This window comes from Roseburia sp. AM59-24XD (assembly GCF_003478445.1).
Lineage (GTDB): Bacteria > Bacillota > Clostridia > Lachnospirales > Lachnospiraceae > Jutongia.
Window position 1 is genome coordinate 1 of sequence record NZ_QUET01000023.1, and the last position, 23,002, is coordinate 23,002.

The following is a 23,002-nucleotide window of genomic DNA, read 5'->3' on the forward strand; positions in this document are numbered from 1 at the left end:
GTGACCTCCTTTTGTATGCGGTAATCCCTGTTACCATTGTTTTTTTCCAATTCATAGTATACAGGTAAATCCACGATGCTACAAATTGGAGGTCATTACATATTGTCTTCGCATTCTGATTATTCAATTGCGGACATAAGAAATAGTATGGGCGCAATGATATATTTCACATGCGAAGTTTGAACCGCTTATTCGCGTTTTTCAGCCGGAAAGGATACGGTAACACGGAACAGATCTCCATCCATATGGATCTCAAACGTTCCTCCCATCAGCTCCGTCAGATTGCTTGCGATATAGAGACCCAGTCCGCTTCCGTCAGTTGTTCTGGATTCATCGCCCCGTACAAACCTCTCTGTCAGCTCCTGCGGTGTGATCGTTAACTGGTCTCTTGAAATATTTTTAATGGAAAATACTGCCTGAAACTCTCCCGTTTCACTGTCCTCTTTTTGGGACAGTGTTACGTATACCCTTGTTCCCTCCAGTGCATATTTTGTTACGTTGCCGTAAAGGTTTTCCAGGATCCGGAATACCCGTCTTCCGTCCCCCTGAAAACAGATCGGTTTCTCCGAAACATCAGCAACAAGAGTCAGACCTGCCTTTGCAAATTTCTCCTCAAACTCTCCGTTTGTCTGATTAACTAACTCCCCGAAATTTAAGGTGGTAATCTGAAGATCAATGGTTCCGGAGGACGCTTTGGATGCCTCCACCAGATCCTCGATCAGTTCCTTTAAGCGGAGTGATTTACGATCTAATATATCCAGATACTCCTGCACCCTTTCATTGTCAATATGCTCTCTCTTCAAAAGATCCACATAATTGATCACAGAGGTCAGCGGTGTCTTGATGTCGTGTGACACATTGGTGATCAGTTCCGTTTTCATCCGCTCACTGCGAACAGATTCATCAACGGCACTTTCCAGTCCCTGACGGATATGATTGATCGTATCTGCCAACTCTTTCTGATCCTTTCCTGCCTTTTCCGGCAGTTCGATCCGGTGCATGATATCCCCCTGCGCGATTTTTAGCGCACCCTCACGGATCTTTTCATCGGCGATCGCCGAAAACATTGTCTTTGCAAGAGCATACTCTCCAACGATCAAAAGCAGCGGCAATGCAATAAACAGGGTAAGTTTCTCAAGCACTCCGCCATAGCCAAGGATCATACTGATGCAGCAGATCCACACAAAGATCCACAAAATCAGATAAATGATCATCACACTTCCGTATCGAAGCGTCGCCTTTGCATCCTTATATTTCTCCAGAAACAGACGGCTTCCATCCATGAGAATAACTCCGCCCGCTTTTCCTTTCCTTCCACACCAGCACAAAATACTGTTCTGTGCCAGTCTGTTCTGCCGTAACCGCCGCAAAAGTTCAAAACCGGCTGCCATCACGAGCATTGCCAAGATAGCGATTCCAACGGAATACAACGGTCTTGCAACACTGAAATCTTCTACGATATCAATCTTCTCCATGTTCTGTTCCCACTTGGAAAGATGCATGAGCTTTTCAACCGCTCCACAGATCAGTATCAGACCTGCCACTCCGACCACTGCAAAAACTTCCGCCGGAATAGTTCTTTTCTTTTCACTCTCCCCTTCTGTTTCCGTCGCCACACGGCTCATTGATAGCACAAGCCCCATAAATGCAACGATCATAAGCAATACACTGACAATCAGAGCGATCACATTTTCTTCCACCACAGCCTTTGCCTGACGATATTGCTGCTGTTCCTGTTTGAAGGTTACCGCCCATTTTGCAACCACGCTGTTCTTTCCGGCAGTAAGCATTTCATCGGTGTTATAGCCCACCATGATCACCGCATTCTTGCACGGCTTGATCAGCTTCGCCAGAAATTCCTTCAGATTACCGGAATTGTGAAAGCCCTCGCAGAACCAGTTGCTGCTGTACACCTCTCCCCTGGCATCGTAAGCTGCAAACGAACAGTCGATATCCTTGACATCCTGATTCAGATTATGCTGGATCTGTGACGCCATATTGTTCCAATGTGCGTTTTTACTGGAAAGCGTATCTCCATCTGCTGAGGAAATCATTGAAACACTGTACCAAAAACCGGACTCCTCCAGAAATTTTTCAAGGGCACTTCCAAAGCTTAAGCAAAACTGCGCCATATCTGCAGCGGCCGCCTCATTACACAACGGCTTTTTCATCTTGCTTACCCATGGATAATACGCCGTTTGTCCCATCTTATTTTCTGCGGTCTTCTTCAGCTTAGCCGCATAGTCCTTTAAGCTTTTCTCGTACACATACCAATCATCGTCATTACTGACATTTTCATAATAAGCATTTGGATCCCAGAAAAAATTCTTCAGGGTAAAGGAACTTGTTCCTCCTTTGTAATACAAGGTATCCTGTTCATTCATCTTGACAACATGATCCACATCGGTCTGTCCGAAAATATACACAAGACCATCCTGATTGACAACGTGATCGCCTTCAATCTCGTACATATCTCCCACGCCATACGCCTTCTTATAGTCTGCCATTACAGCACTGCGGTATGCTTCATACGGAACACCGTCCTCGCCTGTCCCTTCAAAATTATTTTCACAGGCAAGTGCCGACTGATACAAAAGCCATCCGCTTGCATACCCCGGATACGCCTGATTCAGCCATTTTGCATAAGAGGATTTCAACGGAACCTTCTGTGCTGCCTTTTCAAATGGCACCATCACGGTTTCTGTTTTTCTTCCACTCTCCTTCTGCAGACTCGGCAGGAGTGTCTCCTGTCCGTCATACAGCTTGTTGGTGGCAACACGTCCGGACTCTGCCATCACCTTTTTCCACTGCTTTTTCGTCGGATTTTTGCCGGATGCCACAGTATAATACAAGGTGCGGCTGTCCCATTTGCCACCTGCAAAATATTCATCTTTCAGCGAAAAAATCGTTGATGCAAGCTTGTCAATACTGATATTCTGGATCGAATAATCCCCGAAGCCGTTCTGGAAATTCTTAAAATAACCGGAATAGTCGTAGTTATGTCCACCAAGCTCCGCAGTCTCCTGCACCGTAAGAACCTTTGTATCAGATCCACCGCCTGTCTTTAAAAACGGCATATCCGACAGCTTTCCGGTATAAAGGCTTCCATCCGCGCTCCCCATACATCGAATGGTCAGATAAAGCTTTAATGCCTGCAGATAGCCATCCGTGATCCGCTGAAATTCCAGACTCTCCTCCAGTTTTCCGTTCTCCGAAATGTTGTTTTTCCCGGAAAGCTGATCCATAGTCGATCTCGCCCCGATATAATTTACTCCTGAAAACGATGCTGCGATCGTGGACACCGCCAGAAGCAGGGTAAGGACTACCGAAATCATCTTTTTACCATTTGTTTTCCCATGTTGTTTTTTCTTTTGTTCATTTCCCTCATTATTCCTGCTCTTCATATCCCTACATTCCTTTCTGTCTGAAAGACTGTAAACCGTCTATCCTTCCAGCTTATACCCCACACCCCACACAACCTTCAGATAACGAGGCTCCTTCGGATCGATCTCAATCTTCTCACGGATATGACGAATATGTACTGCCACTGTATTTTCTGCAGCATAGCCGTCCTCGTTCCAGATGCTCTCGTATATCTGCCGGCTGGAAAAGACCTTTCCGGGATGCTTCATCAGCAGCAAAAGAATATTGTACTCAAGCGGCGTCATCTTGATCAACTGTCCGTCCATGTACACCTGCTTACGCTCGTCGTCCATCTCCAGACCTCCAAGCCGATATGTCATTCCCCCTGATGGCTTATCCTCGCTCATCATGTCATACCGCCTGAGCTGTGATTTGACTCTTGCCACAAGCTCCAGAGGATTAAATGGCTTTGTCACATAATCGTCGGCGCCGATGTTTAGTCCCAAGATCTTGTCGGCATCCTCGGATTTAGCGGAGATAATGATCACCGGAACCTTACTCTCCTCCCGGATCTTCATCGTTGCATGGATGCCGTCTAACTTCGGCATCATGACATCGATCACCAGAAGATCGATCCGGTTCTGTCTGATCTGTGCCAGCGCCTGCATTCCATCGTAGGCGGTAAGCACCTCATAGCCCTCCTGCTCCAGATAGATCTGAATTGCCTCCACAATTTCCTTATCATCGTCACATACAAGTATCGTCTGCATTTTGTCCTCTTTCCCGTACCGGTCCGGTACCTTTGCTGCTTTACATTATTTATCATAAATCATCTTTTTTAAGTCCACCGAATGAAATTCTTAAGATTTCTTTAATATTAACACAGAACCAATGACTTCTCCACTTTAATCCATTTTGGCTGACATTCCGGGCATTTTCCCATACCACAAAAAGAGGGCTGCCATATCCATTGATACAGCAGCCCCCAAGGCTCATTTATCATTTACAAGTTTATCACACACAATTTAATTTTAGAAAAGACCACCCTTTTATTTACGCTTATTCTGTGGCATCCTGAAGAGCATCGAAGCCCTCTTCACCGGTACGAACCTTTACCACATTTTCAACATCATATACGAAGATCTTACCATCTCCGTAATGACCGGTATAAAGTACCCTCTTGGCTGTCTCAATAACCGTTTCGATCGGAACAGAGCTGATCACGACTTCCACCTTAACCTTAGGGATCAGCATTACGCTCAGTTCAGCACCACGATAGGTTGTTGTAATACCCTTCTGTGTACCACAGCCCATAACCTGTGTTACTGTGATACCGTTGACACCGATCTGGTTCATTGCTTCCTTCAGCTCATCAAACTTATTCTGCTGACAGATAATGGAGATCTTGGTAAATTTCTCGGTCATATCACCCGGTTTATCCGCTATCGGCTTCATTGCAGGCTTATGATCGCTGCTCTTCTCAATAACAGGTGCAAGACCGCTCTTTGGTACAGGCATTGTTCCTGCTGAGTAGAACATGTTGCCGGCAGGCATGAAGTCTGCATATGCGGAAGTAAGACCATGCTCCTTGACATCGAGTCCGACAAGCTCTTCCTCCTCGGATACTCTCAGTCCCAGTGTTGCCTTGATGATCAGGAATGTGATCGTGATCGTAACTGCTGTCCATGCAATCGTGCTGAACATACCGACGAACTGAAGTCCAAGCTGATGGAAACCGCCGCCATAGAAAAGACCCTGTCCCTTGATCGCACCGCCATCCAAAGCAATCTGATAACCAGGTGCAGATTTTGTTGCGAAAAGACCAACGGCGATCGTACCCCAGATACCATTCATCATATGTACGGCTACGGCACCAACCGGATCATCAATCTTTAATACATAATCAAGCAGCCATACACCAAATACAACAAGCAGTCCGGCTACAGCACCGATCACTGCGGCACCGGCACAATCCGTAACATCACAAGGTGCTGTGATCGCTACCAGACCTGCCAGAGATGCATTCAGACACATGGAAACATCAGGTGCACCATATTTGATCCATGTAAAGATCATGCATACAACGGTTGCTACTGCAGGTGCTACTGTTGTTGTTAAGAAAATGGATCCAAGATCCGGGATAGAGGTTGCTGCAGCACCGTTGAAGCCGTACCAGCCAAGCCACAGGATAAATACACCGAGTGCACCGATCGTCAGGTTATGTCCCGGAATCGCATGCGGCTTACCGGTTCTCTTGCTGAACTTGCCGATTCGAGGTCCAAGCATTGCGGCACCGATCAGTGCGCAAATACCACCAACCATGTGAATACAGTTGGAACCGGCAAAATCATGGAAGCCCATCTGTGCGAGGAAGCCGCCGCCCCAGGTCCAGTGTGCTTCTACCGGATAGATGATCGCGGAGATCACTGCGGAGTAAACACAGTAGGAAATGAATTTTGTACGTTCTGCCATCGCACCGGAAACAATTGTCGCTGTTGTGGCACAAAATACAAGGTTAAACACGAATGTGGAATAATTATAATTTCCATAACCGGAGAAGATACTGAAATCAAGCTTTCCAATAAATCCTCCCATATCGTTTCCTAATAAAAGTGAAGCACCGATCAGGAAAAACATAAACGTTCCAATACAGAAATCCATCAGGTTCTTCATAATAATGTTACCGGCGTTCTTAGCTCTTGTGAAACCAGCCTCCACCATTGCAAATCCAGCCTGCATCCAGAATACCAATGCAGCACCGATCAAATACCATACACCATACAGGTTATCGTTGATGTACTGAATTACTTCTTTCGACATATAACATTCCTCCTTGGTTTTCATTTTTTCCTTTTCACATGTGAATGTTACAGTTAAGTAACGAAAAGAAAAAGGTGCCACGACTGCATTTCGCTTCGTGACACCTTTGTCATGTGTTTAATTATATGCATTGAAATGTATCTGTCAAGGAACTAAGGACATTTCTTTCCGAATTAAAGTTTAAAAAGTCATACGCTTAATTTTGTTCGGCTGTAACAAAAGAATTGAAAGTCTATTTGCTCTGCACAGCAAAATCCGGATTCACATCGCCATCTTTTAAAGTATCATCGGTCAAAAACTTAAGAAAAGCAGCCGCTTCCTCCTGTTTCTTGGAGGAATTTGTAATGCCTGCATATGCTGACTTCCCCAGACCTTCGAGTTCTTTATACTTCTTACAACCGGAAATCTCAATTCCAAAATTGTACTTGGTCGTGTCAAAATCCTTTTCACCGCGGATCTGCTCTCCGTCCACAACCGGACAGTAGAGACGTTTCTTCTCCGGCCAGTCCTTAAACAGCGCAACCGTATCCGAGGTATCCGGCTCCAGAAAATATCCGGCAGATGCATAACTCATAAAGCCTTTCTTCGGCGCGATCACCACATCACAGGTTCCCGCATAAATATAACTCTGGAGCTGCTCACTGAGCGTACCGTTGGAAGAATTGTAGTCGGTATTGATCGTCACGATCTCATGCTTATTGTCAAGTCCCAGATAGGTGCCAACCGCCTTTTCAAGCTTCTCCACCTGTTTCTCATCCAGATTGTCATCGCAAACCGCCACATACAATACCGTCTGAGGCTTTGTCAGAGAACCATACAGGTAGTAACCGCCAACGATCACCAGCACAGCGATCACAACGATCGTCTGCAGATAATAATCTTTAAAAAACTGGAACTTGCCCTTACTGTCCAATTTTTCGTACTCTGCTTTGTAATCTGTGTCATTCCGCTGCTGATAGATCAGCCCGTCCTTTTTCACCTTGCTCTTTTCATCCTCTACGGAATCATCAAAAATTCTTGCCATATATGCCCCTGTACCTTTCGTTGTTTTATCCGGCTTTGCTGTAATATGCAAAGCTATCGTTGTAGTGTACAAATTTCGTTGTCTACCATATAATTTCGTTATTTTCACCCTAACAGTATACAAAAATAATCCTGTCCCCACAAGGAGACAGAATCATTTTTAATAGTATTTATATTATTTTCATAATTGCAGATCATGCCGTTCCAATAATATAGATCACCAGATACATAAGAACCATCAATCCGTTGATGATCACACCAAGTGACGGAAACAGCTGGCGGATATTCTCCAGCTTCAGGCTGATCATCCCAAGGACAAAGCCCCAGATATTGATCACTGCCAGGACTACCCCCCAGATGCCGATCCATATACCGGCATTGCCGCCTGCCTGCCCGGACAAAATACAGAGTACCAGAAACAGGACCAGTGACAGCAGCCCCAGGATTGTCGATGCAATTCCCTGCTTTGGATGCTTTTTGTCGGTCAGATGCAGACCGTCTTTTTTGCGTTTTTTCTTTATCATTGTCCTTTCTCACCTGCCTTTTATGTTTCCTGCTGCCGGCTTTCCTTCTTTCTGCAGAACAAAATCCGGTGGAATATCCGAAACAGCACATAACCTGCCATTCCTCCAAGTGTATTCAGAAGCATATCATCCACATCACAGGATCCAACCTTTGATACAAGCTGGATCAGCTCCACCAACAGAGAGGTCAGAAAACTGAGCAATGTGACCTTCCAGAACTTGCGCTGATTGCGTGAGATCACCGGAAGGACAAATCCAAAGGGCATAAAGCATACGATGTTACCCAGAAGATTTAACATAACATAATACCCTCCGATTGCTCTCCAATAGCGCAGATACCTCCCGATCTCCTTAAACGGAACAAGACTATATTTGTATTCGTCACTCGGGACACGCCCAAGCTGCTCACTGAAGAACAGGAAATACACCAGTGCGATCAGGTAGATCACAAAGATAAACCATGACAGGATGCGGATTATTTTCTTCGCATTTTTCATTCCTAGCTCCTTAATACGATATCTTTCTCCTCCAGGGCACGGATAATCTTATCCATTGCCTTACCAACTTCCTCGTCCTTGAGCGTACGATTCGGTGCACGGAATACAATCTTGTATGCCATAGATTTGTAGCCCTGTGTCAGCTGTGCGCCCTCATAAATATCAAATAGAGTGACGGACTCAATAAGCTTGCCGCCCTTTGTGCGGATCGTCTCCTCGATATCTCCGGCAAGCACTTCCTTCTTCATCGTCAGACTGATATCTCTTGTCATTGCCGGGAACTTCGGAATGCCGACATACTTCACATCAAAGTTTGCCAGTTCAGAAAGCTGCTTCATATTGACAACAGCGATATATGCCTTCTGACCGATCGAGAAGTTGTCAAGTACCTCCGGATGAACCTCACCCAGATAAGCAACCTCGCAGCCCTCATAGATAACCTTTGCCTGACGTCCCGGATGCAGGAAGCTCTTACCTGCCTTCGGATCATACTGTGCTGCCTTCTTAAGCCCCATACGCTGCATCAGACTCTCCACAACACCCTTCATGGTAAAGAAATCTCCCTCACCGTACATTCCAAGAGTAAGCTGCATCTGCTCCTGTGGAAGCTCGGTAAGCGGCAGAGCCTTTGGAAGATAGACATTGGCAAGCTCATAGAGACGTACGTTCTGATTACGGCGGTTATAGTTTGTTGCGAGTGAAGTCAGCATACCGCCAACGGCTGAGGTACGCATCACGCTGTAATCCTCTCCCAGAGGATTCATGATAGCGATGCTCTTGCGGAGCACATCGTCTGCAGGAAGCAAAAGCTTGTCATACACCTTCGGACTCTCGAAGGAGAAGGTCATCCCCTCCATGAAACCGTAAGCTTCCACAATATCTCTTGCCATATTCTCATGCTGCATCTTCTCGGAGAGACCACCTGCTGTTGCAGAACCGGAAGGCAGGGTCATCGGAATATTATCATAACCGAAGAAACGTGCCACCTCCTCTGCAAGATCTGCAAGACGCTCCAGATCCTGTCTCCAGGTTGGTACTAATACTTCCTTTTTCTCACGGTCTACCGTAAGCTCCAGCTTCTCAAAATAAGCGACCATGGTATCTTCATCAATGTCTGTTCCAAGCAGTGCATTGATCTTATCTACATTATAGGTGATCGTGATCGGCTCCTTCTTGACCGGATAAACATCAACCACGCCGCCGACAACCTCTCCTGCACCAAGCTCCTCGATCAGCTGACAGGCACGGTTCATTGCATCGATCGCATTGTTCGGATCAAGACCCTTTTCAAACTTCGCCTGTGCATCGGTACGCATTCCGAGCTTCTTACCGGATTTACGGATGTTAGTTCCATCAAAAGTTGCCGCCTCAAACAGCATTGTTGTAACGTCATCGGTGATTTTGGAATTCTCGCCGCCCATAATACCGGCAACGCCAACCGGCTTCTCGCCATCACAGATCACTAACATGGTATCATCAAGAACTCTCTCCTGACCATCCAGTGTCATGAAAGGCTCATCCTTCTTCGCCTTGCGCACAATGATCTTATGATCTGCCAGCTTATCCAGATCATACGCATGCATTGGCTGTGCATACTCCTCCATCACATAGTTTGTGATATCCACGATATTGTTGATCGGACGGATACCGACAGAAGCAAGACGACGCTGCATCCACTCCGGTGACGGAGCAATCTTGATATTTTTAACAACGCGTGCGGTATAGCGGGAGCAAAGCTCCGGTGCCTGCACCTCTACGGATACATAATCATTGATGTCCTCACCGTTACCGGTCACAGTCACCTCAGGAAGCACCAGATCCTTACGGAAGGTTGCTGCCACCTCTCTGGCAATACCGATCTGACCGAAGCAGTCCACACGGTTTGATGTTACCTCGTACTCGAATACAACATCATGAAGACCTAACAGCTCAACAGCGTCAGAGCCAACCGGTGCGTCTGCATATTCCGGATTATCGCTTAAGATATAAATTCCATCCTCGGCCGCATCCGGATACATATCACAGTTTGAACCGAGCTCCTCGATCGAACACATCATACCAAAGGAATCAACACCTCTTAATTTACCCTTCTTGATCTTAAAGCCGTTCTCGGACTCGCCGTCCTTATGGCTGCTTGCCACATGACCACCATCCAGAACAACCGGCACCTTATCGCCTTCCTTTACATTGGCAGCACCGGTCACGATCTGTACCTCACTGCCTGCCTCATCGATCTGTACCTGACAGATCACAAGCTTATCTGCATCCGGATGCTTCTCGATCTTATTGATCTTTCCAACGATGATCTTGTCCAGATTCTTATCTAACTCTGTGTATCCCTCAACCTTCGTTCCCGATAAGGTCATTGCATCCATATATTCCTGTGCCGTACAATCCAGATCCGGCACATATGCCTTTGTCCATGACATTGAACTATTCATGTTATTTCCTTCCTTTCTTTCCGCTGTTTCTCTCTATGTGATTAGAATTGCTTTAAAAATCTGGTATCATTCTCGTATAACAGTCTCATATCGTCAATTTCGTACTTGAACAATGCAATTCGCTCCAGACCGACACCAAATGCAAAGCCGGTATACTCCTCCGGATCAATGCCGCTCATCTCAAGCACATGCGGATGAACCATTCCGCAGCCAAGGATCTCAACCCATCCCTCTCCTTTGCAGAAACGGCAGCCCTTACCGCCACACTTGAAGCAGTACATCCATCTCGGCACTCGGCTCCGTGAACTGGAAATGATGCGGACGGAACTTAACCTTTGTGTCTTCACCAAACAGTCTCTTTGCAAACTCCTGAAGCGTTCCCTTCAAATCAGAGAAGGTGATGTTCTTATCGACAACAAGTCCCTCGATCTGATGGAAAGTCGGAGAATGTGTTGCATCCACCTCATCGGAACGGAACACTCTTCCCGGTGCGATCATGCGGATCGGAAGCTTGCCCTTCTCCATCTCATGTACCTGAACAGAAGAGGTCTGGGTACGAAGAAGAATATCCTGTGTAATATAGAAGGTATCCTGCTCATCCTTTGCAGGATGGTCTGCCGGAATATTAAGTGCCTCAAAGTTGTAATAGTCGTGCTCAATCTCCGGTCCCTCTACAACCTCGTAGCCCATGCCGACGAAAATATTCTCTACTTCCTCTAAGGTCTTGGTATTCGGATGACGATGTCCCTCCGGAATGCGCTGACCCGGAAGCGTTACATCGATTGTCTCCGCCTTCATCTTCTCCTCGCGGAGTGCCTGCTCAAAAGCTTTCTTTTTCTCCTCAAGGTGCTCCTCGATCTTGCTTCTGGCATCATTGACCATCTGACCAACCTTCGGACGATCCTCCGGTGCAACATCCTTCATTGACTTAAGGATTGATGTCAGCTCTCCCTTCTTTCCCAAAAATGACACCTTGATCTCATTGAGCTTCTCCAGCTTATCAGAGGAGTCAATCTGTGTCATTGCTTCATCCATGATCTGTTTTAACTTGTCTTTCATCATTAACCTCCAGTAATTATTGTAAAATAAAAGAACGCGGAAACAAAAGTTTCCTAAAATAAAGAAAAACTCCCTGCATCGCAAGGAGCTTAAATATCATAAGGTATCCGGCTTCCTCCCGACACAGACATGTCAGGGACGGAGTCAACCGCGGTACCACCCTGTTTCTTATGTAAGCAAAAATATACACTGTATACTTCACATAAACACTTCATTGCACGTAACGTGTGCGAATCGTCAGACAATACTCAAACGAATCTGTACACCGGAACCCGGATCATATCAGATACGATTTTCCTGTCTGCAGCTCACATGGGAAATTCAACACTGCCGGGAACGTAAGAATGCTTTCAGCCGATGGCATCCTCTCTCTGACCGGATTGGCACTGTCTACTAAACACGATCACAGCCTTTACATTTGGTTGTATGATAGCATACTTTGAATCCTTTGGCAAGACCCTTTTGTTGTTCCTGTCATCGTTCCTGTATACTTTATCATTCCCGTAATTGTCTTTGTGGCTTTTACTGCTCCTGCAGCTTTTTCACGATCTTTTCGAAGTGCATCGCATGGGAAGCCTTGACAAGCACTGCGTCCCCTTTTCGGATCTCGCCGATCCCCTTTTCCAGAAATTCATCCAGATCCGGATAATACAGATGTGTTCCGTTATATCCGCCCCGGCTGCTGACATCACAAATGCCCTCCTCATAGTTTTTCGCAAGGGAGCCGATGGAAATGATCACGGAAATGCCCTTCTGTGCCGCATACTGACCGACCTCATAATGCAGCTTCGTCTCATCCGTACCCAGTTCAAACATATCTCCGATCACAGCGACCGTTCTGGCATCCTCGACCTCATGAAGTACATCAATGCCTGCCTTCATGGAGACCGGATTAGCATTGTAGCAATCGTCCATGATTGTCATACCGTCTGTCTGTATGATATGACCGTGACCGCCCACCGGCTCATAGGACTCAATGCCCTGCCTGATCTGCTCCAGAGAAAGTCCGAGAAGGAGTCCCACTGATGCGGCTGCAAGCGCATTGGAGATCATATGCTTTCCCGGTGCCGGTACCGTCACTGAGATTTCTCCCTCCGGAGTATGCAGCGTAAAACGCTTCCGGCCAGTCCGAGACTCTCACAGTCCTTTGCCTGAACAGACGGTGCCTTTGACGCACTCTCATCCCCACTGATTCCATAAAATACCGGCTCCGTGATCCGCGGATCCTTATCAAGTGTACTAAGCTTATCGTCATTCCAGTTTAATACAGCAGTCCCGTCCGGCTTCAGATAATCAAAAATCTCTGTCTTCGCTTTGAGAATACCGTCCCTGGAGCCGAGATTTTCCAGATGGCACTGCCCGATGTTGGTGATCACGCAGTAATCCGGTTTAGCCATCCTGGCAAGACGTGTCATCTCTCCGAAATCACTGATTCCCATCTCAAGCACTGCTGCCTCGTGATGCTCTCTGATCCGGAAGATCGTTAACGGCAGACCAATCTCATTATTGAAATTGCCGAGTGTCTTTAAGGTATCGTACTTCTGTGAGAGAACCGCGGCGATCATTTCCTTGGTTGTCGTTTTGCCGACACTTCCCGTGATGCCGACTACCGGGATCGTCAGATTCTCCCGGTAAAACTCCGCCATATCCTTCAACGCCTGCTCACAGGACTCTACACGGATATACGGCTTTGTCTCATCCACCGGCGGCTCTGTTGACATACAGCAGCACGCTCCGTCCTTATATGCCCCCGGGATAAATGTATTGCCGTCCACGCGCGCACCCTTGATCGCCACAAACAGTCCGCCCTTTTCTACCTGACGGCTGTCGATCGTAATGGCAGTAAGCTCCGTATTCTTCCGGCTCTCCGGTCCGGTATAAACACCGCCGACCGCCTGCGTTACTGCCTCCAAAGTCATTCCCTTCATAATCCGGTCCTTTCTGGTCAATATCTTCATATCCATTGTGAATGCTTCATCATCTCTGCTGTATTATTCGTATTTCTTCATTGCCTCCTGAATGATCGTCTCACAGAGTGTGCCGTAATCAACACCAACTGCCTTTGCTTCCTGCGGAAGAAGGCTGGTCGGTGTCATGCCCGGAAGGGTGTTGGCTTCCAGACAGTACATCTCATCGTTATCATTTAACAGAAAATCAATTCTTCCATATACCTCAAGCTTGAGTGCATGATAAACGTCCAACGCATACCCCTGCATTCTCTTTGTAAGCTCTTCACTTAACTCAGCCGGGCATACATCCTCTGCCATGCCGGCTGATACTTTGTCTTATAATCATAAAAGCCGGTCTTTGGAATGATCTCGATCACCGGAAGTGCCCTCCCCGCCACAACGCCGGCAGAAAATTCTCTTCCGTGAATGCACTCCTCAACGACGACCTCATCCTCATAATGGAAAGCAAGCTTTAATGCCTCCTCATACTGCTCCTCGTTCTCCGCAAAGCTTACACCGACACTGGAACCACCGCAGCAAGGCTTTACCACGCACGGGAAACCAAGCTCCTCTTTCACTCTCTCCGCAGTGTCCTTTGCTCCCTTTTTGAAGGAAAAGCCCTTCGGCGTCGGAACATTCGCTGCCTGAAACATCTTCTTGGCAACGCTTATCCATCGCCATGGCACTGCCCAGATAACCGGAGCCTGTGTAACGGATGCCCATCACATCAAATGCCGCCTGCACCTTTCCGTTCTCTCCCTCGGCACCATGAAGTCCCATATACACAATGTCCGCCATACGACAGATCTCGATCACGTTTGGTCCAAACAGACAATTCGGATCGCCCTCTCTCATGGCACGGATCTGATCCAGATCCGGATCGACAGACTGAATCTGATCGGACAGCTTTGTAAGCTGTGGATCCCCGTCAAAAATACCGGTCAGATCGTCACCGCTTTTCCCGTGTCCAAGAAATATATCAAGAATCACCGCCTGATGTCCCTTTTCACGCAGTGCTTTGCAAACCTGTGTTGCAGAATTGATCGATACGTCTCTCTCTGTGCTGAGACCTCCTGCTAATACTACTATTTTCATTACTAATCCTCCTTTTCCGCTGCTTCCGTCTGTCGGAAACGCTCCGGCGTTCCTTCTTCTCTATAATTCCGTATAATGACTAGTATACGGGACAAAATATGCAATAAATATACGGAAAATGTTATTCACTTTGCAAATCCTGCTCCTGCATAAATCCATCATACACCATATCAATATATTCCCAGATTTCCTCCCTGCCTTCCTTTGTCATGGAAGAATACGGAATCACCGGCGTTCCCTCAACAACGCCCAGCGTCTCCTTGATCTGCTTAATCTGCTTTGCCTTCTGGGAGCGTTTGATCTTGTCCGCCTTTGTGGCAATGATGATCGGATTAAACCCATAATGGGTGCACCACTCATACATCTGCAGATCGTTCTGATTCGGCTTGTGGCGGATATCCACCAGAAGAAAGATCAGGCGCAGTACCTTTGAACCGTCCAGATAACGGTTGATCATCTTGCCCCACTTCTCCACGGTCTGCTGGGATACCTTGGCATAGCCGTAACCCGGCAGATCCACAAAATAAAGAAGATCGTTGATATTATAAAAGTTGACGGTCTGTGTCTTGCCCGGCTGTGAGGATGTTCTTGCCAGAGATTTACGGTTCATCAGCCCGTTGATAAGCGTGGACTTTCCCACGTTGGAACGACCTGCAAACGCCACCTCCAGCTTGTCATTCTCCGGCATCCTGCTGGTGATTCCACATACCGTTTCCAGATTTACTGACTTTATTTTCATGACAGTCTCCATTTCTTTGATTGTTCAAATATAGTCTCTTCTATGCCAGAGCTTCCTTCAGGACATCCTCCACACAGTGTACATACTGCAGTATGATTCCCTCTAAAATCTCCGTTTCCATCTCTCAACGTCTCTGCTGTTTTCTTTCGGAACGAGAACCTCCTTGATACCTGCCTGCTTTGCAGCAAGAAGCTTCTCCTTTAATCCTCCGATTGGCAGCACGCGGCCGCGCAGCGTCACCTCACCGGTCATCGCAATATCCGCACGGACCGGCTTTCCTGTCACAGCAGAATAGATTGCTGTTGTCATTGTAATTCCGGCAGACGGACCATCCTTCGGGGTTGCTCCCTCCGGCACATGAATATGTATATCATGCTTTTCAAAGTAATCCTCATCCACCTCATCCTGTACCAGAAAACGGACATAGGTCAGTGCGATCCTAGCTGATTCCTTCATCACATCGCCAAGCTTTCCGGTAAGCTCCAGCTTGCCGGTGCCGTTTAATGCAACGACCTCGATCTCCAGCGTCTCGCCTCCGACACTGGTCCAGGCTAATCCGCGCACGATGCCGACCTCGGGCTTTTCATTGGCAGCATTCGGCTTATAAACCGGCTTGCCAAGATATTCCTTGATGTTACGGTCTGAAATGCGAAGCTTTGTCTTCGTTCCCTCATCCGCCTGCGCCACTGCCTTTGCAGCCTTGCGGCAGACAGAGGCGATTTTTCTTTCCAGTCCACGCACGCCCGCCTCTCTGGTATAACGAAGGATCATGGTGCGCAGCGCCTTATCCGTAATAGTAAGCTGTGATCTTGTAATTCCGTTCTGCTTTAACTGTTTTGCCCACAGATGCTCCTTCGCAATATGGAACTTCTCATTCTCGGTATAACCCGGAAGCTCGATCACCTCCATACGATCAAGCAGCGGTCTGGAGATCGTATCTGTCCCATTGGCGGTACAAATGAAAAATGCTTTGGAAAGATCAAACGGAAGCTCCAGATAGTGATCGGAGAAATGCTTATTCTGCTCCGGATCCAGAATCTCTAAAAGTGCTGCTGCAGGATCTCCTCTTCCGTCACTGACCATCTTATCAATCTCATCAAAAAGAATCAGCGGATTCTTGACCTTGGCATTCTTGACCGCCGTGATGACTCTTCCCGGCATTGCCCCCACATAGGTTCTGCGGTGTCCGCGAAGCTCTGCCTCATCCCGGACGCCTCCAAGACAGATCCTGACATACTTGCGTCCAAGTGCCTTTGCGACAGATTTTGCGATCGAGGTCTTACCGGTTCCCGGCGGTCCGACGAGACAAAGAATTGTTCCTGTTCCCTCTTTATTAAGCTTCTTGACCGCAAGGTACTCCAGGATTCTCTCCTTGACCTTTTCCAGCCCGTAATGATCGGCATCAAGGATCTCCTTGGCGTGCTCCACGTCGGTATTATCCTGACTTGCTTTCTTCCACGGCATTGCAAGAAGTGTCTCCAGATAACCACGGATCACTGCACTCTCGGAATTGTTGGAACTGATCCTTTTATAGCGTCCAATCTCCTCTTTGATCTTTTTCTTAACCTTTGCCGGTGCCTTTAGTTTCTCAAGCTTGCGTTCAAACTTATCTGCCTCTGACTCGGCATCATCCTCGCCAAGCTCTTTGTGGATCGCCTTGATCTGTTCTCGCAGGTAATAATCCTTCTGATTATCCTCCACCTGCTGCTTCACCATCTCCGTAATCTCCCCCTGCAGTCTTAGGATTCCAAGTTCCCGTTCCAGCACGATCATTAATTCCGTAAAACGATCCTCTATCTGATCATGTTCAATAATACTCTGCTTTAAATGATAATGGATCGGAAGATTTGCCGTGATCATATAAATAATCTGATCCAGGTCAATACTCTCGCTGACAATATCCTGAAGCTGCTGCCCCATCTTGCCCTGCCGTTCGGCATATTCCCGGAAAAGCTGCTTGATCTGGCGGATCATAGCCACACGCTTAAGCTGTTTCGTCGGCTCTCCGTGGTTTGACAGAATCTGGACATTATCCCAGACGTCCTCTTCGTCCTCATCCACCTGCACCGTTGCCATGATGTAGCCTGCATCAACCGTCTCCAGCGCCAACAGATGTGCTCTCTTCCCGCCCTCAAGAACAACACGGACATATTTGTCCGGCATTCTTGCGATCTGCTTTACTTTTGCAACAATTCCCACCTCAAACAGATTATCCATATTGACGTCACTGTTTTCTGCATCTTTCTTTGCCACGGTAAAAACCATCTGGTCATCGTTCATCGCTGCTTCCATTGCGCTGACCGTCTCTGCCTTAGCCACCTCGATATATGCTGTAACCCCTGGCAGTGCCACCACATCCCGCAGCGCCATTAAAGGTTTCTTGATCATAAAACTTCTTGTTTCCTTTCTATTCACAGATATCCTCTGTGACCGATTTATTGTCAAAAAGAGGGTGCCAAAAAGCAGCCCTCTCTTTTATCTTTTCTTACGCAATCTCATCCTTCGGCTTTGACTCTGAAGAAATCTCTCTGCGCTCATCATCCTTCGTTACCAGGATCGGCTCTGCATTTCCCTTCGCCGCTTCCTCAGTAATGATACACTCTACGGCATCCTCATCCGATGGTACCTCATACATTGCATTCATCATGACTGACTCGATGATCGCACGGATACCTCTCGCACCGGTGCCTCTCTCAATTGCTCTCTCCGCAATTGCACGGATTGCCCCATCCTCAAAGGTCAGTTTCACGCCGTCTAACTCAAACAGTTTTTTATACTGCTTGGTGATCGCATTTTTCGGCTGGACAAGAATGCGCTCCAGAGCCTCCTCGTCCAGAAGATCCAGACCTACGTTTACCGGAAGACGTCCGATCAACTCCGGTATCAGACCAAACTTGACAAAATCCTCCGGGAGAACCTGCTTGAAAAGCTCACCGACATTCTCATCCTGCTTATCTGCGATCTCAGAATTGAATCCGATGGACTTTTGTCCGATACGCGAACCGATGATCTTATCCAGACCATCAAAGGCTCCTCCACAGATAAATAAGATGTTGGTCGTATCAAGCTGATAAAACTCCTGATGCGGATGCTTTCTGCCTCCCTGCGGCGGCACGCTTGCCACGGTTCCCTCAAGGATCTTTAAAAGAGCCTGCTGAACACCTTCACCTGATACATCACGCGTGATGGAAACATTCTCTCCCTTGCGGGTGATCTTGTCGATCTCATCAATATAAATGATACCGTGCTGTGCACGTTCCATATCATAATCTGCTGCCTGAATGATCTTAAGAAGAATGTTCTCCACATCCTCACCGACATAACCGGCTTCCGTCAATGCTGTCGCATCGGCAATCGCAAACGGTACGTTTAAGATCTTTGCCAGTGTCTGCGCCAGAAATGTCTTTCCGGAACCGGTTGGTCCAAGCATGATGATGTTACTCTTCTGAAGCTCCACGTCCATGCTCTTCTCTGATAATACTCTCTTATAATGATTATAAACAGCGACAGACAATACCCTTTTGGCATCCTCCTGACCAATCACATACTCATCCAGAAATTCCTTCATTTCTTTTGGTTTCAGAAGATTGATCTCTGTTCCATTGTCGTAAGATAAGTTGCCGCTTTCCAGCTCATCCTCGATGATCTCGTTACACAGATCAACACATTGCTCACAGATGTAAACCCCCGGTCCGGCAATCAGCTTTCGTACCTGATCCTGTGTCTTGCCACAGAAAGAACATTTTAATCTGCCTTCGTCTTTCTTTCCTGCCATTCTAATCTCCAATCATATAATTTTAATGATATCCCACTTATGAACGCTTTGTAATAACATGATCTACAAGACCATATGCCTTTGCCTCCTCGGCGGTCATATAGTTATCGCGCTCTGTATCCGCTGCAATGATATCAAGCGGTTTTCCTGTATTCTCTGCCAGGATCTGGTTCAGGCGCTCTCTTGTCTTCAAGATCTGCTCTGCAACGATGCGGATCTCTGTCTCCTGTCCCTTCGCGCCGCCGGATGCTGATGGATCATGATCTCTGCGTTCGGCATTGCATAACGCTTGCCCTTGGCACCGCCTGCCAGAAGAAATGCGCCCATGCTGGCAGCAAGTCCCATACAGTAGGTTGCCACATCACACTTAATGTAGTTCATGGTATCATAAATCGCAAATCCGGCGCTCACAGAGCCTCCCGGACTGTTGATATAAAGACTGATATCCTTGCCCGGATCCTGAGACTCCAGAAACAGAAGCTGGGACACGATCAGACTCGCAATATCATCATTGACCTCATTGCTCAGGAAAATGATACGATCCTGTAATAATCTGGAATAAATATCATACGAACGCTCTCCACTGCTCGTTTTCTCAATGACGTACGGTATACTGTAACTCATACTAACCCTTCATTCCTTTCTCCGCCCGCAAAACTCACGCTGCGGGCACAATTATGCGTTTTCGTTGTAAAAAACGCCAGTCCCGCCTGCCGGAAGGGCAGGACAGCGACTGACGCCTGAAATACATGATTTATTTCTCAACGGCAGCGTCAACAACCAGTTCAACTGCTTTCTGTACAGCCAAATCAAGGGAAATCTGCTTCTTCTCTTCCTCGCCTACCAGCTCTTTTAACTTGTCTGCTTCCATCTGATACATCTCCGCCATCTTCTCAAGCTCTTTCTCAAGATCCTCATCAGATGTCTCAATGTTCTCTGCTGCTGCAACAGCCTCAAGAACAAGACGGCTCTGGATACGCTTTAATGCCTGTGGCTTAAGTTCTGCGGTAAGGCTCTCCGGTGTCATGCCTGTGAACTGCATATACTGCTGCAGAGACAGCCCCTGTGACTGGATACGCTGTGCAAACTCCTGTACCATCTGACGAACCTGTGTATCTACCATAGGATCCGGAATCTCCATTGTTGCATTCTCGATGATCTTTCCTACGACATCCTCTTCCTTTTCTCTCTTAAGAGCTGCTTCCTTGTTCTCAAGAAGCTTCTTCTTTAAGTCCTCTTTGTACTCGTCAACGGTATCGAACTCAGATACATCCTGTGCGAAATCATCATCCACCTCAGGAAGCTCTTTCACCTTGATCTCCTTTACCGTCACCTTGAATACTGCCGGCTTACCCTGCAGTTCCTCAGCCTGATACTGCTCCGGAAATGTTACGTTGACCTCTGTCTCTTCACCGATCTTCTTGCCGATGAGCTGCTCCTCAAAGTTATCAATGAAGGAATGAGATCCGATGGTCAGAGGATAATCCTCTCCCTTTCCGCCTTCAAACGGCTCACCGTCTACAAATCCCTCGAAATCAATTGTTGTGATATCGCCATCCTCAACAGCTCTGTCCTCGATCGTGATCATTCTGGAATTACTCTCACGAACCTTATCGATCTCAGCCTGAAGCTCCTCATCGGTCACCTCTGCTGTCTTCTTCTCTACTTCGATTCCCTTATAGTCTCCAAGAGTAACCTCCGGCTTTACGGCAACAGTTGCTGTAAAGATGAATGATTTGCCCTTCTCGATCTGAGTCACATCGATAGAAGGCTGTGCTACGATCTCAAGCTCGCTCTCCTTTGCTGCGGACTCATATGCTCCGGGGATCAGATCATTGGCAGCATCCTCATAGAAAACACCTGCGCCATACATTTTCTCGATCATCGCACGTGGTGCTTTACCTTTACGGAAGCCCGGAAGAGATATCTTGCTTTTGTTTTTCTTATATGCTTTATCTAATGCAGTTTCAAACTCCTCTGCGCTCACCTCGATCGTCAGCTTTGCCATACTCTTTTCTAAAGTTTCTACCTGTACACTCATTTTATAATTTCCTCCTTAATATTTCACGGACAATACGCCGCAATTAACCATTGATATACTATAGCATGAATAATTCCACATTAGCAAGTCTTTTTCACAAATTTATGGGATTACATGCCCCTTTTTATACAATACTTTGACAACCCGGTCGACATACTTCTCGCAAAGCTCCTGCGTTTCTGCCTCAACCATCACACGAATCACCGGCTCCGTGCCACTTTCGCGGATCAGGATACGACCGTTATCGCCCAGTGCCTTTGCGACCTCCTCAGTAGCTGCCACCACATCCGGATCGTTTTTGGCTGTCGGCTTATCCCCGACTCTGACATTTTTAAGAAGCTGTGGATAGATCGTCAGGCCCTTTCGAAGCTCGGAAAGCTTCTGTTTCTTCTCCAGCATGACCTCCATCAGCATCAAAGAGGTAAGCACGCCGTCACCGGTCACTGCATACTTGCTGAAGATGATATGTCCGGACTGCTCTCCTCCGAGAGAATGTCCATACTGCATCATGTTGGCATTGACGTACTTGTCACCGACCGCCGTCTTTTCATAGGAAATGCCAACCTTATCAAATGCCTTATACAGACCAAGGTTTGACATGATGGTTGTCACAACGGTATTGTTGTTTAACTCTCCCTTGTCCTTCAGATAACAGCCGCAAAGGTAAAGAATACAGTCGCCATCGATTACCTGACCCTTATCATCTACGGCAAGACAGCGATCCGCATCACCGTCATAGGCAAAGCCGATATCCAGATCATTGTCCACAACATACTTCTGAAGGTTTTCGATATGAGTGGAGCCGCAGTTATCATTGATATTGGTTCCATCCGGCTCCATACCGATCGCATAGGTCTTGGCACCCAGTGCATCGAACACACCCTTTGCCACGGAATAAGAGGAGCCGTTGGCGCAATCCAGACCAACACGGACATTCTTGAAGGAACGTGTCGCCAGTGACATCAGATAACCAATGTAGCGGTGTCTTCCGATCGCATAATCAACCGTGCGTCCGATATTATCCCTTGTCGCAAACGGGATCGTATCCTCCGGACTGTCAATATAAGTTTCGATCTTCTCCTCAACCTCTGCCTCCAGCTTGTGACCGTTTCCGTTGATCACCTTCAAACCGTTATCGTAATACGGATTGTGGCTTGCTGAGATCATGATACCGCAGTCAAACTGCTCGGTACGCACAACATAGGACACGCTCGGTGTCGGGGTGACATGCAGCAGATAAACATCTGCTCCGCTGGCAGTAAGTCCTGAGGAAAGTGCATCCTCAAACATATAGCTGGAGCGTCTGGTATCCTTTCCAATAACGATCTTCGCCTTGTGCTCCTGTCCATAATACCATCCCAGAAATCGTCCGACTTTATATGCATGTACCACATTAAGGTTTACATTCGCCTCTCCGCGGAAACCATCTGTTCCAAAATATTTCATAACTGATTTCATTCCTTTCCAAAAACACGTTTCTTGTAATTATCGCAGTATTTCAATCATATCATATTCATTTTTTGAAATCAATGCTTTTACCCGGCACGGTAAACATTTCCCTGTCCCCTGAAAAAATCTCCCTGTCTTTCTCAAAATTTAAAATTGCCGTGTACAACACGGCATATAGTAAAAATTTATTGGTAAAATTAGCATAATTTCTATAAAATAGTATTATA

General features: G+C 47.0%; 11 protein-coding genes and 5 pseudogenes. All 16 read right to left on the minus strand.

What is annotated here, in order from left to right; genetic code table 11:
* Positions 1-188 precede the first annotated feature (188 nt).
* Entirely contained in the window at positions 189-3,404 is a 3,216-nt protein-coding gene (locus tag DXA20_RS11525; RefSeq protein ID WP_118560944.1) for a sensor histidine kinase, read from the minus strand.
* 39 nt (positions 3,405-3,443) lie between these two features.
* Positions 3,444-4,133, minus strand: coding sequence for a response regulator transcription factor (locus DXA20_RS11530; RefSeq protein WP_022307127.1), 690 nt, complete (start codon positions 4,131-4,133; stop codon positions 3,444-3,446).
* 289 nt (positions 4,134-4,422) lie between these two features.
* A complete protein-coding gene (locus tag DXA20_RS11535; RefSeq protein ID WP_022307126.1) occupies positions 4,423-6,183 on the minus strand; it encodes an ammonium transporter in 1,761 nt (586 codons plus the stop codon).
* Positions 6,184-6,415: 232 nt separating this feature from the next.
* Positions 6,416-7,207, minus strand: coding sequence for a hypothetical protein (locus DXA20_RS11540; protein WP_022307125.1), 792 nt, complete (start codon positions 7,205-7,207; stop codon positions 6,416-6,418).
* A 193-nt stretch (positions 7,208-7,400) separates the two neighbouring features.
* Complete coding sequence (locus DXA20_RS11545; protein ID WP_022307124.1) at positions 7,401-7,730, minus strand: DUF6142 family protein; 330 nt, start codon at positions 7,728-7,730, stop codon at positions 7,401-7,403.
* A gap of 20 nt (positions 7,731-7,750) precedes the next feature.
* The gene (locus DXA20_RS11550; RefSeq protein WP_118560946.1) at positions 7,751-8,227 is read right to left on the minus strand and encodes a VanZ family protein; all 477 of its coding nucleotides are present in this window, start codon (positions 8,225-8,227) and stop codon (positions 7,751-7,753) included.
* A 2-nt stretch (positions 8,228-8,229) separates the two neighbouring features.
* The gene (pheT, locus tag DXA20_RS11555) at positions 8,230-10,668 is read right to left on the minus strand and encodes a phenylalanine--tRNA ligase subunit beta (RefSeq protein ID WP_118560948.1); all 2,439 of its coding nucleotides are present in this window, start codon (positions 10,666-10,668) and stop codon (positions 8,230-8,232) included.
* Between the two features lie 41 nt (positions 10,669-10,709).
* Positions 10,710-11,727, minus strand: a pseudogene (gene pheS, locus DXA20_RS11560) (phenylalanine--tRNA ligase subunit alpha).
* A gap of 522 nt (positions 11,728-12,249) precedes the next feature.
* Positions 12,250-13,655: pseudogene (locus DXA20_RS18460) on the minus strand (UDP-N-acetylmuramoyl-tripeptide--D-alanyl-D-alanine ligase).
* A 63-nt stretch (positions 13,656-13,718) separates the two neighbouring features.
* A pseudogene (locus tag DXA20_RS18465) lies at positions 13,719-14,771 on the minus strand (D-alanine--D-alanine ligase family protein).
* A gap of 121 nt (positions 14,772-14,892) precedes the next feature.
* Positions 14,893-15,510 carry a ribosome biogenesis GTP-binding protein YihA/YsxC gene (gene yihA, locus DXA20_RS11580; protein WP_022307118.1) on the minus strand — a complete coding sequence of 206 codons (618 nt, stop codon included), beginning with the start codon at positions 15,508-15,510 and terminating at the stop codon, positions 14,893-14,895.
* 40 nt (positions 15,511-15,550) lie between these two features.
* A pseudogene (lon, locus tag DXA20_RS11585) lies at positions 15,551-17,898 on the minus strand (endopeptidase La).
* A 97-nt stretch (positions 17,899-17,995) separates the two neighbouring features.
* Complete coding sequence (clpX, locus tag DXA20_RS11590) at positions 17,996-19,285, minus strand: ATP-dependent Clp protease ATP-binding subunit ClpX (RefSeq protein ID WP_022307116.1); 1,290 nt, start codon at positions 19,283-19,285, stop codon at positions 17,996-17,998.
* A gap of 37 nt (positions 19,286-19,322) precedes the next feature.
* Positions 19,323-19,909 (minus strand): annotated as a pseudogene (gene clpP / locus DXA20_RS18470) (ATP-dependent Clp endopeptidase proteolytic subunit ClpP).
* 130 nt (positions 19,910-20,039) lie between these two features.
* Positions 20,040-21,326, minus strand: a complete 1,287-nt coding sequence (gene tig, locus DXA20_RS11600) for a trigger factor (protein WP_118560952.1) — start codon at positions 21,324-21,326, stop codon at positions 20,040-20,042.
* A gap of 102 nt (positions 21,327-21,428) precedes the next feature.
* Positions 21,429-22,772 (minus strand): phosphoglucosamine mutase, encoded by a 1,344-nt coding sequence (gene glmM, locus DXA20_RS11605; protein ID WP_022307113.1) that lies wholly within the window; start codon positions 22,770-22,772, stop codon positions 21,429-21,431.
* Positions 22,773-23,002 lie beyond the last annotated feature (230 nt).